Source organism: Ornithinimicrobium sp., assembly GCF_030537745.1.
Lineage (GTDB): Bacteria > Actinomycetota > Actinomycetes > Actinomycetales > Dermatophilaceae > Ornithinicoccus.
Window position 1 is genome coordinate 1 of the sequence record NZ_JAUNVI010000006.1, and the last position, 14,278, is coordinate 14,278.

Sequence of the window (14,278 nt, forward strand, 5' to 3'; positions counted from 1 at the left end):
CAGGGCCGATCAGCGGGGTCGATCCGCCGGGTCAATCCGCAGGGTCGATCAGGCGAGGCGGCCGGGGCGCCTCGGGGCGTCGGCGGCGCGCAGGGTGGCAAGGATGCCGAGGGTGTTGCGATCCGCGTCGGTCAGGTCGTCCGGGTCCACCCACCGAGCCTTGCGGGCCTCGGTCGCCAGGTGCAGGACCGGCCGGTGGTCCAGTCGGACCCGGAAGATCACGTCGATGCCCTGCCCGGACGCATCCACCCGCACGGCCACCGGGTCGCCCGCCTCGATGTCCAGCCCGACCTCCTCCGCCACCTCGCGGCGGACGGCGTCGGCAGGGTCCTCCCCCTTGTCCAAAAAGCCTCCCGGCAGGCTCCAGCCCTTCCGGTGCGGTTGCCACAGCACGAGCACCTCGCCCTCATGCTCGAGCACGCAGACTGCGCCCGCGACATAGCTGGGTGCCGCCAGGCGCACGACGTGGCGCTTGATCGGGTTCGGCGTCAGCCGGAAAGCCAGCAGGGCAGCCGTCCCCGCCTTGCGACGCACCGTGCTCCAGTCCACGGCCCTACCTCACCACATCAGCGGGGCTGAGGGCACGCGCGTGCGTCTGCGGCGCCGCGCGCGGTGACTGTCGATCGTCCGGTCAGCGCACATCGACCGCGGCCGACCTCCCCGCTGCCCTGCCGCTAAACAGGCACCCACCCAGGAAGGTCCCCTCCAGCGAGCGGTAGCCGTGCACCCCTCCGCCACCGAAGCCGGCGACCTCACCCGCTGCATACAGCCCCGGGATCGGCTCACCGTCACCGCCGAGCGCCCGGCTGTGCAGGTCGGTCTGCACTCCCCCCAGCGTCTTGCGGGTGAGCACCCGCAGCCGGATGCCCACGAGCGGCCCGTGCTTGGGGTCCAGGAAACGGTGCGGCGCCGCGGTCCTGATCAGCTTGTCACCGCGCGACCTGCGTGCGGCACGCACCAGCGCGGTCTGGGTGTCCTTACCGAAGTCGTTGGCCAGCTCTCGGTCCCGCGCTTCGACGATCTCGCGCACCGCGACGGGATCGAGCAGATCCTGGCCAACGAGAGCGTTCATCTTCGCCACCAGCTCCTCGACCGTTGCGGCCTCGACAAAATCAGCGCCATGGTCGACGAACGCCTGCACCGGCGCGGGCACATCGGTGGTGACCCGACCAAGCACGCCCCTGACCGACTTCCCGGTCAGGTCCGGGTTTTGCTCCGACCCGGACAGGGCGTACTCCTTGCCGAGGATCGTGTGCGAGGCGATGAACCAGGAGTGGTCATGGTCGGGGTCGGTGGTGCGCAGGTGGGCCAGGGTGCCCAGGGTGTCAAAACCGGGCAGGTAGGGGGCGGGTAGCCGCCGACCGGTCGCGTCCAGCCAAAGGGAGCTCGGCCCGGGCAGGATGCGGATGCCGTGCCCCGGCCAGACTGGCGAATGGTTGGGGATGCCTTCCACGTAGTGCCACATCCGGTCACGGTTGACCAACAGGGCCCCCGCCGCCACGAGCGGATCGATCATCGACCCGTCGACATACGCGGGCACGCCGGTCACCATGTCCTCCGGTGGCGCGCCGAGGCGCTGCGGCCAGAACTCTCGGACCAGCGCGGTGTTGGCGCCGATCCCGCCGCTGGTGACGATCACCGCCTGCGCACACAGCTCAAAATCGCCCACCATCTCCCGGCTGGACGGCGCCCCACGCTCCACCTCATCGGTCGCCAGCAGGTGCCCCCGCACCCCCGTGACAGCACCACCGGTCACGACGAGCTCGGTGACCTTGTGGCGCCCTCGCAGCGTGACCAGCCCTGACTCCACCCCGGCACGCACGGCCGCCTCGAACGGCGCCACGATCCCCGGTCCGGTCCCCCAGGTGAGATGGAACCGCGGCACCGAATTGCCGTGCCCGGTCGCCATACCGTCCCCGCGTTCGGCCCACCCGACCACCGGGAAGAAGCGCACCCCCAGCTCGTGCAACCAGGCCCGTTTCTCCCCCGCCGCCCACGCGACGTAGGACCTGGCCCACTGGCTGCCCCAGGTGTCGTCCTGACCCGGCTCGGCCGCAGCTCCGAGCCGGTCGAAGCCCGCGCTCCCCCGCCAGTCCTGCCAGGCCAGGTCGTAGCTGTCCTTGATCCCCATCCGCCGCTGCTCCGGGCTGTCCACCAGGAAGAGCCCGCCAAAGCTCCACCAGGCCTGCCCACCCAGGTAGGTCGTGGACTCTTGGTCGACGAGCACGACCCTGCGTCCCGCGGCCACGAGCTCGCTCGTCGCGACCAGCCCGGCCAGCCCAGCCCCCACCACGATGACGTCTGCGTCCATGACCGGAGGGTAGCGCCGAAGGAGGACAAAGACTTCGAGCCGGACGGGATTAGGCTGTCTGGTGATGCGCATCCGTGAGCACATCCCCCGCGGCGTGAGGACCGGGCTGCGACGAACCGTCGTCGTGGCCCTGCTGGCGTTGGTCGCCTTCATGGGCGGGGTCGCCACCACGGCGCTGTGGCCGGTGCAAACACAGACCCGATACTTCACGGCAGACGTCTCGGTGGAGCCGCGCCTGGACTCCACCGTGCAGCTGCCCACGGTCGTCGGCGACGTGATCCTCACCTTCGACGGTCTCCTGCCCGCACCTGGCCTCACCGCGCAGGTGCAGGTCCGCGACGAGGTCACCGATCTGCTGCGCACCGGCCGGCTGAACTCCGCCGACCTGCAACCGCACCCGGACGAGCTCCGGGCGGCAATCGACTCCGGCGTTGCCGAGGTGGCGTGGAAGTTCGCAGCCGGGGCGATGGGGACCACCTTGCTGGCGCTCCTCGCGTATGCCGTGGCTCGGCCTCGGCATGCCGGTCACGTCGTGCTCATCTCCGGACTGGCGACGGCGCTGGCCCTGGCCGGGCCCGGCGCTGCCGCATACCTCACTTATCGGACTGCCAACGTCACGGAGTTCCGGGCCACGTCCTTGCTGTCCCTGGTGCAGACCAACCGGGGGATCCTGGACGATCTGAGCCGCAAGGCGGACCAGGGCGCGATCTATGTGACCAACCTGCTCGCCCTCTCCGACGCGGTGCGGCAGGAGTTCAACCCCGATGCCGAGACGGCACCGGCCGCAGCCAGGTTTCTGCTGGTCAGCGACATCCACGGACTCAACCAGTATCCGTTGATGCGGGCGATCATCGCCACCGAAGGAATCGACGCCGTCATCGACACCGGTGATCTGATCAACTTCGGTGAACCGGCCGAGGGCGACCTCACCGACATCTACTCCGGTATCGAGAGCCTCGGCGTTCCCTACATCTTCGTGAGCGGCAACCACGACGCGCTCTCCCTCACCGACGATGCCATGCTGCGACGAATGGCGCGGGTGCCCGGCGTCCTCCTGGTGGAGCCGACCGCCGGCACCTTCCAACGGATCGACGTCAACGGCGTCTCGATCAGCGGCTTCAACGACCACCGCTATTTCAACCAACGTGACGAAGACTTCGCCGACCAACAGGTCAAGGCGGCCCGGGCCTTCACGGAGGCGACCGCTGGGTCGCCGCCCACCGATCTGGTCCTAACCCACGAGCCGTACGCGGCCAACCGGGTGCGGGCCACGCTGGTGACGATCAACGGACACATGCACGTGCAGGCCCTCAACAACGAGCACATCCAGCTCGGGTCGTTCACCGGCGGCGGGCTGGTCAACCAGTTCCGCATCCCACCGTTGACCGACGAGGCGCGCGAGGCGGCTAAGGAAGACCCGGCGACCGCTGGCGAACTCGTCGGCCACCCCTACAGTTTCGACATCCTCACCGTCGGTCAGGACTGCTCGGTGACCAGCCTGACGCGCTACAACTACCGCAACCTGGTCTCCGGGCGTCCGCAGTTCGACGACATCAGCATCATCAACGGTCGCACGCTGCAGGCGAGCACCCCGCTCGACCGCACCTGCGGCAGGGACCTGGGGGTCCAGGTCAGCGATCTCGCCCAGGCGCAGCCCGTCACCCCCTAAGGATCGCCTGGTGCCCGGTCAGGCGGGGAGAGGCCAAGCGTGCCGCACCTCATACCGAGGCGTGCCGCCGGGACCCTGACCCAAGTGCGAAGCGACCAGCACCACTTCCGAGGCCACCCATGAGGGCGAGCTCAGGGTGTCCAGGGACTGCAGCAACTGGCCAGCGGGGTGCGGGCGCCCGATGGCCCGCGCCAGTGTGAGGTGCGGGTGGAAGCGGGTGCCGTCGACCCGGACCCCGGCATGGTTGGCCACGGCGCGCAAGCCCTTGGCCCAGGGCTCCAGCGCGGTGGTCCCGCGCACTCCGGCCCAGAGGACCCGCGCCGCCCCCGGGTCCGCGAAGGCACCAGCACCGACGAGCGTGAGGACGGCAGGGGTATGTCGATCCGCCCACCTCTGCCCCTCCTCGATCAGCACTTCCTCGCGCCACTCCTCCAGGTCGGGCAGAAAGGCCAACGTCAGGTGCAGGTGCTCGGGCCTGACCCAGCGCCATTCACGGCGGCTGGCGACCGCATCGCGGCGTGGCTGGACAAAGGCCTCGAGCGCCTCCACCACCTCCGGCGGCGGGACGATGGCGAGGAAGGCACGCATGCTGACCATGGTGACGCATGTGGCACGCTGATCCGGTGACAATGCCAGCCGACGTTCCCCCCGCTGGCGATCAGCGCTCCCCCACTTCCAGGGTGGCTTCGATCGCCTGGGCGATCGCCACCATCGTTGTCGCGTTGGTCGTGGGACTGATCGTGTGGCTGGCGGTGGGTGACCGTGCCGGGACAGTTGCCGGTGCCGGTGCCTCGCCCGCGTCGCCCACCGCGCCAGCCCCCCCCGCGCCCGCCGGTGATCCCGCAGAGGCGTCCCCGCAGCCCCCGTCCCCGGAGGTCCAGCAGATGATGCTCGACCTTCAGCGACGCGACGCTGGCGACCCGCTCGCCATCGGCTCCGTCGACGCGCCGGTCGTGATGATCGAGTATGCCGACTACCGCTGCCCCTTCTGCGCCAAGTTCCATCTGGAGATCCGACCGGAGCTCACGCCGCTCGTCGATGACGGGACGCTTCGGATCGAGTTCCGCGACCTCGTGCTCTTCGAGGAGCAGTCTCAGCAGTCGGCGGTGGCGGCGCGGGCCGCTGCATCCCAGGACCGGCTGGCGGCTTACCAGAAGGCGCTCTTCGGCAAGTCAACTCAGGGCCATGCCGAGTTGGCCCGCGAGGACTTTCTCGCGATGGCGCGGGAGGTCGGCGTGCCGGACCTGGAGGCGTTCGAGGTCGCGTTGGACGACGAAGCCCTCGACGCTCTGGTGACCGCCGACACGCAGGAGGCTCGCGCCCTCGGGATCAGCTCCACCCCGACCTTCCTCATCAACACGTCGGTCGTGCAGGGCGCCTATGAGGCGGAGCACATGGTCTCCGTCATCGAGCAGGAGCTCGCCAAGGCTCAGCAGGCTCGGGAGTCCTGACCATCCTCTGCGGTGACTCTGGGCCGCTATAGCGACCCGGATCCACCGCGCCCGCGCTTCCGTGAGCGTTCGACCGTCACAGGGTCAGGCTGTGCGGTGACTTTGGGTCGCTATAGCGACCCGGATCCACCGCGCCCACGCTGCGCCACGGGCTCCTCGCCGGCTTGGGCAGGCCGACCAGTGCGGCCATGGTCGCCGGCGACCATGCGCGCTCGCCGGATGTGCACGACATACCAACGGTGCGCAAACGCGACCACCGCGGCGGCAAGCACGGCTGCCACCAGGACTGCGGCGACTCCGCTGGAGAGCGCCTGCTCGAAGAACGCCGCCCATACCGCAAAGCCGATCGTCGAGTAGATCAGCGCCCACGCGAGCGCGCCGAGCGACTGGGCCAGGGTGAAACGGACCCATCGCGTGCGCAACACCCCGGCCGAGGCGAGCACGACGGTCTGGACACCGACGGTCAGGTAGCACAGGGGTACGGCCGCGATCCCGCAGCGCTGGATGGCATCTCGCCCCCGGCCGATTGCCTCGCTGGAGAGCCAGCGGTGCACCCGGACCTGCCAACCGCGGGTGGGACGAGTGCGGCGTAGCGCCTGCTCGGTCACATAGCGCGCGATCCAGTAGGTGGCCTGTCCGCGCAGCATCCCGATGACGAAGAGCAGGGCCAGAGCCAGGCCGAAGGGATAGTTCGAGAAGAGTCCGGAGTCCATGATGCCGCCGTCAGCTCGGCAGTCCGGCGACCGCGTCCTGCGGCGGGCGCTGGGTCCTTGTCGTGCAGGCCGGGACGGGTTCAGTCATGGGAACCCCTCCTGCGGGACCTCTTGTGCGAGCGAAGCGGCTCACGAACAATATGCAAGGGCAATCTTACCAAAAGAACGCGGTAGTCAAGGTCTGGCCGCCCGAGGGCGAGGGCCAGCTGGCGCGGCACGGCATACTCTCGATATGAGAATCGTCGTCGCCCTCGGCGGCAACGCGTTGCTGCGACGCGGCCAGGTGCCGGACGCCCAGGCTCAGGTCGACAACATTCGCGTAGCCATGCGGGCGCTCGCGCCGCTCACGGACGCCCATGACCTCGTCATCACGCACGGCAACGGGCCACAAGTCGGGGTGCTGGCGATAGAAAGCGCGGCGGATGCGCGCCTGACACAGCCCTACCCCTTGGACGCGCTGGGCGCCATGACGCAGGGGCTGATCGGCTACTGGCTCCTGCAGGCGTTGGGCAACGAGCGGCCCTACCGGCAGTTTGCCGCCGTGCTCAACCAGACGCTGGTCCAGGCAGAGGACCCGGCGTTTGGGAATCCGACCAAGTTTGTCGGCGAGGTGTATGACGAGGCGACCGCCCGCGCGCTGGCGGACAAGAACGGCTGGCAGGTGAAGGCGGACGGCACTGGCTGGCGCCGAGTCGTGCCCTCACCCCAGCCGCGCGAGATCATCGAGACGAGGCTGATCGATGGGCTGCTGCAGCAGGGGGCCATCGTCATCTGCGCGGGCGGCGGTGGGGTGCCGGTCGTGCTCACCCCGGGCGGCGACCTCCACGGCGTCGAGGCGGTCATCGACAAGGACCTGTCCGCGGCCCTGCTCGCGAACCGCCTCGGCGCCGACCGGCTGCTCGTGCTCACCGACGTGCCGGCGGTGATGGAGGACTACGGGACCGACCGTGCGCGGGAAATTCGGCGCGCCACTCCCGAGCAGTTGCGCGCGCTCGACCTCCCGGCAGGGTCCATGGGTCCCAAGGTGGAGGCGGTCTGCCGCTTCGTGGAGGAGGCCGGCCCCGGCGCTGCGGCCGCGATCGGCAACCTCGAGCAGGCCGAGGCTCTCCTTGACGGCCGGGCCGGCACCTATGTCACTGCGCGCTGAGGATCAGAGCTGTCCCTCGAGGGGTCCAGCAGCCCAGCTCCCGAGCACCGGCGTCCACTCTCGGACCGCGACCTGCTCCACCAGACCCTGTTGCTGCATCGGGTCATCCCGCAGGAGCTCGGCGATCTCGGCGGCACTGTCGCCGGCCAGGATGAGCAGCGCGGCGTCGGGCGCTTCGTCGACATCGGCGTAGGGACCGGACAGCAGGACCACCCCCTCCTCGGCCAGGTCGCTCAGGAACTCGCGGTGCGACGGACGGTGCTCGTCGCGGGCAGCAGTGTCGGTGGAGTAGCTGTAATGGACGACGTAGAGGCTCATGCACCCCGATCTTAGGGACACCCCTTGCGGAGTTCCCGATATAGCATGATAGCATTCTTGGTATGCTAGAGAAATCGCAGTTCAACGTGTATTTGCCGCGGGATCTGATCACCCAAATCAAGCACCGCGGCATCGACGAGGGCATCAGCCTCTCCGCCCTCGTCGAGAAGGTGCTGCTCGCCTACCTCGCCACGCCCCCTTCGCCCTCCACCCTCGACGGGAAGTGACCGCCATGACCGCGATCGCCGATCTGACCGCCCGACCGATCCGCTTCACCGCCGACATCCCCGCCTGGCGCACCATCCTGGCGGCTCTCGGCGGCACCTTGATCAGCGAGGCCCCCGGCTGGCTCGTCTACCAGCTCGGCTCGGGGCGAATCGCCCTGCATGCCAGCAGCCAGGACCGCCCCGCCGGCTCCTCCGCCATCGGCCTGGAGACGTCGAGCCCGCTGGAGTGGGCCGTCAAAGCAGCCGCTGCGGCGGGCGCCCCGATCAGCTTGGCGCACACGGCGCATGGCCCCAGCGCCCAGGTCGACGCCAAGGACGGCACTGTCTTCAGCCTTGACAGCGTGACCCCGGCCGCGGCAGGTGTTGGCCCGACCCAAGGAGAGCTGACCTCCCTGGCGATCTGGCACACCCCCCTCGGTGGCCACGCTCGATCGATCTTCACCGCCCTCGACGCCCGTCCACGGGTCCTCGCCGACGACGAGATGTGGACGGACTTCCGCTGCGACGGCGGTGGCCTCCTCGCCGTCCACGCCGCCGACACGGTCGGGGCCGAGCTCGCGTTCGAGTGGGCTGGCAACGTCGAGGAGGCCAAGGCGTTGCTGGACGCCGCGGGGGTTCAGTCGGCGCTTATCGACGAGGGTCACAGCCGCACGCTGCAGATCGCTGATCCAGACGGGGTCAAGGAGATCTGGATCAACGAGAAGCAGACCGATCTCTACGGCTACACCCTGGGCGAGCTCGACTGAGCCGCGCTCAGGGCCTGCGCCCGCTGCGCCGCCCGCCCGCGGTAGGCAGCAGCCGCCATCCGGTTGCCGCAGGTCGTGCTGCAGAAGCGTCGTGACCGGTTGCGGGACAGGTCGACGTGGACATCGTCACAGTCATCGGCCTCGCAGGTGCGAAGGCGTCCCAGCTCATCTGCACGCAGCACGTCGGCGACGGCCATCGCGGCCTCGACGGCCATCCGGGTGGCCAGCGGCGCGTCGTCGGGGGTCGCGTGCAGGTGCCAGCCGAACTCGTCGTGGATGACGACGCGGGGCAGCGCCCGCGCTGCGGCCAGCAGCGTGTTGACGATCGCGGCAACCTCGTGCTCTTCGCGTTGCCACAGTTGGGCCAGTTGGGGGCGGAGGGCACGCACGGCGTCGAGCTCAGCACGGTCGCCGGTGCGGCTCCCCGACCACCGCCACGTCCGGACGAAGTCGTCGAGGTCGCCGATGGTGGCGAGGGCATCCTCGGACCTGCCCTGAGCAGCAGTGTTGACCAAGGCTGCAGCCCCTTGCAGCGCGAGCTCAGTATCATGGGTGAATTGCATTTTGACTCCTGACGCTCCTCGGGTCTATCGTCATGATCGTCAACGACTGACACCCATGATCCCACGGTGGCCGTCGATGTCGGCCCCTGAGCCGAGAGGAGGCCCGCATGACTGCGACCTCGACCCGAAAGGCCACCACGATGAGCCCGCGCGAGACGAGCTCACGCGAGACGCCGTCAGCGCAACACGTGCTCCTCGTCGGTCTCCTGCTCGCGGTCGTGAGCGCCGCTACCTTCGGCACGGCGGGAGCGGTCGCCAAGAGTTCGCTGGTCCAGGGTTGGTCGCCCGCCGCTGCGGTGACCGTCCGGATCTCCGTGGGCGCCCTCATCCTCGCGGTGCCGACGGCCCGAGCGATGCGCGGTCGGTGGCAGCTGCTGAGCTCGGTCAAGACCTGGGTGCAGATCGGACTGTTCGGCACCTTCGCCGTCGGTGGCTGCCAGCTGTTCTACTTCCTCGCCGTCCGCGAACTCTCCGTCGCCGTCGCGCTGATGATCGAATACCTGGGTCCGATCCTCGTCGTCGCCTGGTTGTGGCTGGCCAACGGCCATCGGCCGCGTCGACTCACGATGATCGGGATGGGGCTGGCCATCCTCGGCCTGGTGCTCATCCTCGACGTCCTGGGCGACGTCCAGGTCAGCACGCTGGGGGTGCTCTTCGGACTCGGCGCTGCGGTGGGCCTGGCCATCTTCTTCGTTATCGGGGCCGACGACTCCAACGGGCTGCCGCCGATCGCCTTCGCCTGCCTCGGCATGGCGGTCGGCGCCGTGATGCTCCTGCTGGTCGGCATGCTGCAGATCGTGCCCTTCGAGATCAGCACTACCGACGCGGTCCTGGCCGGGGTCTCGCTCCCGTGGTGGGTGCCGCTGATCTGGCTCGGCATCGTTGCGGCCGCCATCGCCTACGTGACCGGGATCGCCGCCAACCGCCGACTCGGCGCCAAGGTCGCCTCCTTCGTCGGGCTGACCGAGGTGATGTTCGCCGTGCTGTGGGCCTGGCTGCTGTTGGGCGAGATGCCGGCCACGATCCAGCTGCTGGGCGGCCTGCTCATCCTCGTCGGAGTCATCGCCGTCAAGCTCGACGAAGCCCCGGACGAGCCCCACATCGACGTCCCCTCCCCGGTCCTTCCCGCCGCCGACGCCAACTCCTAGTTGACGCTCGCCCGGCGGACGAAGTCGGTGATCCCCTCGGCTTCCTCGATGCGGGTCGCTTCGCCGAGATAGGGCATGTGGCCGGTCTCGAACCACGCGTGCTCGATCCGCTCCAACGCCGAGTCAGGCAGCCGCAGGTGCGCGACCATGTCCTCGGCCGCGCCGTAGGGCGTGGCGAGGTCGTAGTAGCCGTATTCGACGCGGACCCGCAGGTGCGGGTTGGCGCGCATCACCCGCTCGAGCTTGTCGGTGACATTGATCGGCTTGCCCTCGAACTCCTTGTAGGACCAGGTGTCGATCGCGTCCGAGAACACCGCATACGGCAGGTCGAGCTCGGACCTCAGCTCGTGGCGCAGGTAGTGATGGATCGCCGCCGCATACGGCCCCATGATCAGGTCGATGCTCGGGTCCGCGTCCATCCCCTCGGCGATCCCGGAGTGCAGCGTCCCGACCACCCGGCCGTCGATCCGACCCACCGTCTGGCCCTGGTCGCGCAACAGCTCGGTGCAAAAGCGCCAGTGCTCTGGGCGCAGGTCGCACCGCTGCACGTAGTCCTCGGAGAGGCCGGTGAGGCGCGCAAGGTCGGCGGCCACGCCATACCTCTCCTCCTGGGTGAGCCGGTTGCCGCGCGAGAGCGCCCAGCGGTAGCGGCCACTGGCAAACTCTTCCGCCTCGGTGAGCAGCTCACGCAGCGACCGCCCGGGGTGTTTGCCGTGGAAGTGCGCGATCGCCGCATAGGTCGGCAGGTAGGACAGGCAGGCTTCGTCGTGTCGCAGGAAACGGAAGTCCTGGGTGCCGAAGTCGAGCACGCTGGAGATCAGCACGAGGCCGTTGAGCTGCAGACCGAAGCGCTCGAAGAGGTGCGCCGCCACCGACACCGCCCGCGTCGTCCCGTAGGACTCGCCGCACACAAACTTCGGGCTCATCCAGCGGTCCTCGCGCGTGCACCACAGCCGGATCACCTCGCTGACCTGCTCGACATCCTTCTTCCAGCCGTGGTAATCCTTGGCCTTGCCGCCCTCGACCGCGCGCGACTGTCCGGTCGACATCGGGTCGATGAAGACCAGGTCGGAGACCCGCAGCAGCGTCTCGGGGTTGTCGATGAGCGCGTAGGGGGGAGGGGTCGGCTGGTGCGGCTCCCCTGCGTCCACGATCCGCGGTCCGAGCAGGCCCAGGTGCAGCCACACCGAGCTGGACCCGGGTCCGCCGTTGAAGACGAACGTGATCGGACGGTCTCTGCGCTTGGTGGCGCGGGCGGCGTCGTCCGGCCCGTCCAACTCCAGCGTGTATGCCGTGACCGCCAGCTCCGCGCGCGCCTTCCAGCCCTCGAAGACATCGTCCTTCACCTCCTCCTCGCGCAACACGATGCGGCCGGTGCGCGCGGTATAGGTCAGGTCGCCATCAGCCGTGGCAAGGGTGTGGCTGGTCTCGATCAGGAGGTCGCGGGGCTCGGGGCGCTCTGCGGCCGCAGCAGAGGTCTGCGTGGCCTTGCCCTCGCCTTTGGTGCCGGTGCTGGGTTCCGTGTCGGTCATGGGTTCAACACTAGTCACGCCGTCGGACCCGGAGCCCTCGAACGAGTGCCCCGACCACCTTCTCGCGGTCCGCGCGCGCGCCGACGTCGGTGGTGGATGTTTGGATGGAGTCATGACCAACCCGCTGCTGGCCCCCTCGACGCTGCCCTTCTCCCTGCCTGACTACGCCACCCTGACCGACGCGCACGTGCGTGAGGCCCTGGCCGCGGGGATGGAGCAGCACCTCGCCGAGCTCGACGTGATCGCCACCGACACCTCGCCGGCGACCATCGCCAACGTCCTGGAGGCCAGCGAGCGCAGCGGCGCGACGCTTGACCGGGCGCTGGCCGCCTTCTGGGTCGCACGCTCGGCAGACACCAACCCCGAACGCGACGCGATCATGGCCGAGTTCGCGCCCAAGATGGCCGCGCACACCGACGCGATCATGCTCAACCGCGCCCTCTATGAGCGGCTCCGTCAGCTCAATGCCGCTGCTGAGGGCGGGCAGATCGAGCTGGATGAGCAGGACGCCTTCAACCTCGCCGAGCGGCTCAAGGCCTACGAGCGCGGTGGGATCAACCTGCCGCAGGAGCAGCAGGCACGCCTGCGCGAGCTCAACGCCGAGCTCGCGACCCACTCGACGCAGTTCGACACCGCCCTCACCGCCGCGCGCAACGCCGCCGCCGTCCACGTCGCGGACGAGGCAGAGCTCGCTGGCCTGTCCGAGGGCGACAAGGCTGGGCTTCGGGCCGCTGCGCAGGCGCGCGATCTCGACGGTTGGCTGATCCCGATCGTCAACACCTCCGGCCAGCCGCTCCTGGACAGCCTGGCGGACCGCGGCCTACGCGAACGCATCTATCGCGCGTCGGTGACCCGGGGACTTTCCGGTGCGCACGACAACCGCGACCGCCTGGTCACCATCGCGCGCCTGCGCGCCGAGAGGGCAGAGCTGCTGGGCTATCCCCACCACGCCGCCTACGCCCAGGAGGTCGGCTGCGCCCGCACGACGGAGGCGGTCAACGACATCCTGGCCCGCCTCACGCCCGGCATCCAGGAGCTGACCGGCAAGGAGGCTGCGGTCCTGGCCGCCCGCCTTGCCGATCTGGACCCGGACGCCACGCTGGAGCCCTGGGACTGGCAGTTCCTGGCGGCGAAGGAGGCGGCAGCGAGCTCCTTCGACACCGACCAGCTCAAGCCCTACCTGGAGTTCGAGCGGGTCCTGACCGAGGGCGTCTTCGCCGCGGCGACCGCGCTCTACGGCATCACCTTCGTCGAGCGTCCCGAGCTCGTCGGCTACACCGCACAGGCTCGTGTCTTCGAGGTCCTGGAGGAGGACGGCAGCACCCTCGGCGCGGTCGTCATCGACCCCTACACCCGCCCGACCAAGCAGGGTGGCGCCTGGATGACCTCGCTCGTCGACCAGTCGCACCTGCTGGGCACCCAGCCGGTCGTCACCAACACCTGCAATGTCCCGCCGCCGGCGCAGGGCTCACCGAGCCTGATGACGTGGGACAACGTCATCACGCTCTTCCACGAGTTCGGGCACGACCTGCACGGGCTGCTCTCCGATGTCCGCTATCCCTCCCGCTCGGGCACCTCCGTCCCTCGCGACTTCGTCGAGTTCCCCAGCCAGGTCAACGAGATCTGGGCCTGGGAGCCGAGCCTCATCGCGGCATACGCCCGCCACCACGAAACCGGTGAGCCGGTGCCGGCCGAGTGGGTCGACGCGCTCGTGGCCAACCGCCAGGAGAGCGGCCGCGACACCCTCGAGCTGCTCTCGGCGATGCTGCTCGACCAGGCCTGGCACCAGACGCCGTTGGTCGACCTGCCCGAGGACGGCAGCGGGGTGGAGGCCTTCGAGGCTGCCGCTCTGGAGCGGCTCGGCGCCGCTCACCCGCTGGTGCCGCCACGCTATCGCTCCGCCTACTTCCACCACATCTTCGGCGGTGGCTACTCCGCTGGTTACTACTCCTACCTCTGGTCCGAGGTCATGGATGCCGACACGGTCGCGTGGTTCCGCGAGCAGGGCGACGAGGACAACGCAGGAGGTATGACGCGCGCCGCCGGCGACCACTTCCGCCGTGAGCTCCTGGGCCGGGGTGGCTCGATCGAGGCGATGGAGTCCTACCGCCGCTTCCGCGGCGCCGACCCAGAGGTGAAGCACCTGCTGGCGCGTCTGGGTCTAGCGAGCTAAGTCCACACTTCAGCGGCGGCCGGTGCTAGTTTGAAAGAAGCGACTGGAGGTTGCGATGTCGAAGAAAATGTCTCTCGTCTATGCGCTGATCGGGCTGGGGCTGGTGATCTGGTGGGCGTTGACCCAATCCAGCATCCCGGTGGCGTTGCTGCTGGTGCTCCTCGTCGTCCTGGCGGTGCACATCGTGCGACACACCAGGAGCGAGCGGGAGCGCAAGCACGACATCGACGAGGCGGATGCGCGTGCTGGTTTTCCGAGTCCGCCTGAGCGCTCCCTCTAG

General features: G+C 69.2%; 15 protein-coding genes. 8 read left to right on the forward strand and 7 right to left on the reverse strand.

Annotated features, from left to right (window positions below):
* Window positions 1–48: 48 nt before the first annotated feature.
* Both Q4P07_RS02370 and Q4P07_RS02375 read right to left on the reverse strand, forming a co-directional pair.
* Complete coding sequence (locus Q4P07_RS02370) at window positions 49–549, reverse strand: NUDIX hydrolase (RefSeq protein ID WP_303373287.1); 501 nt, start codon at window positions 547–549, stop codon at window positions 49–51.
* 82 nt (window positions 550–631) lie between these two features.
* Window positions 632–2,311 (reverse strand): FAD-binding dehydrogenase, encoded by a 1,680-nt coding sequence (locus Q4P07_RS02375; protein ID WP_303373288.1) that lies wholly within the window; start codon window positions 2,309–2,311, stop codon window positions 632–634.
* A 64-nt stretch (window positions 2,312–2,375) separates the two neighbouring features.
* On the opposite strand from Q4P07_RS02375, the gene Q4P07_RS02380 reads away from it, so the two are divergent.
* Window positions 2,376–3,980, forward strand: a complete 1,605-nt coding sequence (locus Q4P07_RS02380) for a metallophosphoesterase (protein ID WP_303373289.1) — start codon at window positions 2,376–2,378, stop codon at window positions 3,978–3,980.
* An 18-nt stretch (window positions 3,981–3,998) separates the two neighbouring features.
* On the opposite strand, the gene thpR is transcribed toward Q4P07_RS02380, so the two are convergent.
* Window positions 3,999–4,568: an RNA 2',3'-cyclic phosphodiesterase gene (thpR, locus tag Q4P07_RS02385; RefSeq protein ID WP_303373290.1), complete on the reverse strand. Its 570-nt coding sequence runs from the start codon at window positions 4,566–4,568 to the stop codon at window positions 3,999–4,001.
* 41 nt (window positions 4,569–4,609) lie between these two features.
* On the opposite strand from thpR, the gene Q4P07_RS02390 reads away from it, so the two are divergent.
* On the forward strand, window positions 4,610–5,431 hold the full coding sequence (locus tag Q4P07_RS02390) for a thioredoxin domain-containing protein (RefSeq protein WP_303373361.1): 822 nt from the start codon (window positions 4,610–4,612) through the stop codon (window positions 5,429–5,431).
* Window positions 5,432–5,541: 110 nt separating this feature from the next.
* On the opposite strand, the gene Q4P07_RS02395 is transcribed toward Q4P07_RS02390, so the two are convergent.
* The gene (locus Q4P07_RS02395; RefSeq protein ID WP_303373291.1) at window positions 5,542–6,144 is read right to left on the reverse strand and encodes a DedA family protein; all 603 of its coding nucleotides are present in this window, start codon (window positions 6,142–6,144) and stop codon (window positions 5,542–5,544) included.
* A gap of 232 nt (window positions 6,145–6,376) precedes the next feature.
* On the opposite strand from Q4P07_RS02395, the gene Q4P07_RS02400 reads away from it, so the two are divergent.
* On the forward strand, window positions 6,377–7,291 hold the full coding sequence (locus Q4P07_RS02400) for a carbamate kinase (protein ID WP_303373292.1): 915 nt from the start codon (window positions 6,377–6,379) through the stop codon (window positions 7,289–7,291).
* Window positions 7,292–7,294: 3 nt separating this feature from the next.
* Here Q4P07_RS02400 and Q4P07_RS02405 read toward each other — a convergent pair whose 3' ends face one another.
* Window positions 7,295–7,609: a YciI family protein gene (locus tag Q4P07_RS02405; RefSeq protein ID WP_303373293.1), complete on the reverse strand. Its 315-nt coding sequence runs from the start codon at window positions 7,607–7,609 to the stop codon at window positions 7,295–7,297.
* A gap of 62 nt (window positions 7,610–7,671) precedes the next feature.
* On the opposite strand from Q4P07_RS02405, the gene Q4P07_RS02410 reads away from it, so the two are divergent.
* Both Q4P07_RS02410 and Q4P07_RS02415 read left to right on the forward strand, forming a co-directional pair.
* Window positions 7,672–7,836: a CopG family transcriptional regulator gene (locus Q4P07_RS02410; RefSeq protein WP_303373294.1), complete on the forward strand. Its 165-nt coding sequence runs from the start codon at window positions 7,672–7,674 to the stop codon at window positions 7,834–7,836.
* 5 nt (window positions 7,837–7,841) lie between these two features.
* Complete coding sequence (locus Q4P07_RS02415; protein ID WP_303373295.1) at window positions 7,842–8,582, forward strand: hypothetical protein; 741 nt, start codon at window positions 7,842–7,844, stop codon at window positions 8,580–8,582.
* On the opposite strand, the gene Q4P07_RS02420 is transcribed toward Q4P07_RS02415, so the two are convergent.
* A complete protein-coding gene (locus tag Q4P07_RS02420) occupies window positions 8,558–9,145 on the reverse strand; it encodes a CGNR zinc finger domain-containing protein (RefSeq protein WP_303373296.1) in 588 nt (195 codons plus the stop codon). The genes Q4P07_RS02415 and Q4P07_RS02420 overlap by 25 nt on opposite strands.
* Window positions 9,146–9,252: 107 nt before the next feature.
* On the opposite strand from Q4P07_RS02420, the gene Q4P07_RS02425 reads away from it, so the two are divergent.
* Window positions 9,253–10,293: a DMT family transporter gene (locus Q4P07_RS02425; RefSeq protein ID WP_303373297.1), complete on the forward strand. Its 1,041-nt coding sequence runs from the start codon at window positions 9,253–9,255 to the stop codon at window positions 10,291–10,293.
* Here Q4P07_RS02425 and Q4P07_RS02430 read toward each other — a convergent pair.
* A complete protein-coding gene (locus tag Q4P07_RS02430; RefSeq protein WP_303373298.1) occupies window positions 10,290–11,825 on the reverse strand; it encodes a S10 family peptidase in 1,536 nt (511 codons plus the stop codon). The genes Q4P07_RS02425 and Q4P07_RS02430 overlap by 4 nt on opposite strands.
* A 112-nt stretch (window positions 11,826–11,937) precedes the next feature.
* Here Q4P07_RS02430 and Q4P07_RS02435 point away from each other — a divergent pair, with 112 nt between their 5' ends.
* Window positions 11,938–13,998: a M3 family metallopeptidase gene (locus tag Q4P07_RS02435; RefSeq protein WP_303373299.1), complete on the forward strand. Its 2,061-nt coding sequence runs from the start codon at window positions 11,938–11,940 to the stop codon at window positions 13,996–13,998.
* A 55-nt stretch (window positions 13,999–14,053) separates the two neighbouring features.
* Window positions 14,054–14,278, forward strand: a complete 225-nt coding sequence (locus tag Q4P07_RS02440) for a hypothetical protein (protein WP_303373300.1) — start codon at window positions 14,054–14,056, stop codon at window positions 14,276–14,278.